Here is a 1,965-nt window from a genome sequence, read left to right as displayed (position 1 = left end):
TATGTGTTCTTTACAGCAATAGAGTTTTTGATGTTTAAAAGAAGATTAAAGACTTACGAATTGAAGAAATGATAACACCATTACGTTTCATCAGTGCCACCCGAAAACTTAGATGAATTTCTCTTGGAACTTCCCAGAAGGTTGGTAATACCTTGAACTTTGCGTAAAAGAATGTTCCTGCAAGTAATCCTGTTGTAATATACTTTTTATCATAGGACTGAAAGAGTTATATATGACAATTTTAGCAAAATTATCAAAAAACAAGAAGTACACTTAATTCAGTAACATCATAGTTCTTTAAAATCCCAATTATGCATTGTTTCATCATTACAATAAAAGCCTTCGAATTCAAATTTAGGTATAATTTGATGGAGTAAATCTTGATCTCCACAAATTAAAAAGAAGAAACTATCCCAGTCTATGGTAAAAAGTAGTGACCTGTCAATAGGGAAGAAGTACATATATCCTCTTACTTTCAATATAAATTCCGAGCAGGTAAACTCAGATATGTTAAGTGTTTTTCTACCATAAAAAAATTCATCGGTTACGATAAGTTCTAACTTTCCTATCGCAGTTAAGCAATGGTAAATCTTCATTAAACTTAAAATGGTAATACGACCTTCAGTGGGATGAAAAATACCATTTTTAATAGTGAAGTCGTCAAGTATCTTGTTAAGATCTTCTTTTTTATAAATGTCTCTTAGAGCACCAATTGATGTTCTTAATGCAAGGTTGATCTCGGATAATTCGCTAAAGCCCCCGTGTTCTAATACATATTGCCAGGGTACAATTATCCCATCCTTGATTATCTCCTCATCAGTTGGATAATTAGGGTTTTGAGTATAAATCACACGGCCATCAAAAGGTTTTAAATTTTTGAATGTATGATCCTTTTCCTGAAGCTCTGTTAGACTTATGGTGTTTTTAGGGCTAATTTTAAGTGCTCCTTGCTCATTCTTGTTAAGATGAAAGAAAGGAGAAAAAGCAATGAATACATTGTCAAAATAGTGGCCAAAGTGTTGTTTTAATTTTGACTCATATCCAGGATACAAGTTATTTGTGTCAAATATGTTGTCCATTGGCTTAATGAGACTGATTTGAAGATGATTACAATTTGATGCCAACTCATATTAGTTGAACTCCATAAGGAAAAAAGCTTTCGTTGAGGCTTTTTTTGATCCCCCTGGGATGCGAACCTCATTTAAAAATCATTTGGTATTCACAATAGAACAATCAATAAGCTTGGATTAACACTTCGGCAGGTATATGGAGTATATCTGTTAATTTCCGGATCATAGAAAGACTTAGTTTTCTTTTGCCGGATAAAATTTCAGACTTTCTCGAACGTGTACCCAATAAGTCACTCAATTCATTTTCAGATAAGTTCATCTGTTCCATTCTAAACTTTATAGCCTCTATTGGATTTGGATAAGAAATAGGATAATGTACTAATTCATATTCTTTGATTAACAGACTTAAGATTTCTAATTCATCAGAAATTGCAGAACCCTCCACGATATCAGTTTGCATCAACTCATATACACGAGCCAGAGCATTATCGTATTCTTTCTCGGTTTTAATTGGTTTTAACATAACTAATTGTTTTAGCATTTATTTTATCATATTGATTATGCGATCCAAACCAGACAATAAAGACAATTTTTAATCTGTATTCTATATCTACGATTAAGCGATAACTATTACCATATACATTAAATACAACTCTTTTTTCATTAAGGATAGAAGCATTCTTATATTGGGCTTTTAATTCATTTGGATTATTCCATAACGCAGAAACGGCCTCTTCATACCAACTTAATAACGCCTGCTCAGCCTGGTGGAATTCGTTAATATAATCCTTTAGAGTTTTTACTGCTATCACTCGCATATTTAACAAATATACTAATTGTTCCCATTTTGGGAACAAATTAATTGATTATTTAAATCAAGTAGTGAATGCAAGAG

At 32.1% G+C, this 1,965-nt stretch carries 3 protein-coding genes; all 3 read right to left on the bottom strand.

The genetic code is table 11. The annotated features are described in order from the left end of the window. Positions 1 to 287: 287 nt before the first annotated feature. The 3 genes from DBR11_RS24145 to DBR11_RS24135 all read right to left on the bottom strand — a co-directional run bounded on the left by DBR11_RS24145 (position 288) and on the right by DBR11_RS24135 (position 1,888). Complete coding sequence (locus tag DBR11_RS24145) at positions 288 to 1,079, bottom strand: DUF2711 family protein (protein ID WP_108555149.1); 792 nt, start codon at positions 1,077 to 1,079, stop codon at positions 288 to 290. Between the two features lie 154 nt (positions 1,080 to 1,233). After that, complete coding sequence (locus DBR11_RS24140; RefSeq protein ID WP_108555150.1) at positions 1,234 to 1,593, bottom strand: type II toxin-antitoxin system HigA family antitoxin; 360 nt, start codon at positions 1,591 to 1,593, stop codon at positions 1,234 to 1,236. Further along, positions 1,577 to 1,888: a type II toxin-antitoxin system HigB family toxin gene (locus tag DBR11_RS24135; protein ID WP_108555148.1), complete on the bottom strand. Its 312-nt coding sequence runs from the start codon at positions 1,886 to 1,888 to the stop codon at positions 1,577 to 1,579. The genes DBR11_RS24140 and DBR11_RS24135 overlap by 17 nt, the downstream gene beginning before the upstream one ends. Between the last annotated feature and the right edge of the window lie 77 nt (positions 1,889 to 1,965).

The organism is Pedobacter sp. HMWF019 (assembly GCF_003061025.1).
Taxonomy (GTDB): Bacteria; Bacteroidota; Bacteroidia; order Sphingobacteriales; family Sphingobacteriaceae; genus Pedobacter.
The sequence above is the reverse complement of the archived record's forward strand: the minus strand, read 5'-3'. Positions and strand labels throughout refer to the sequence as shown.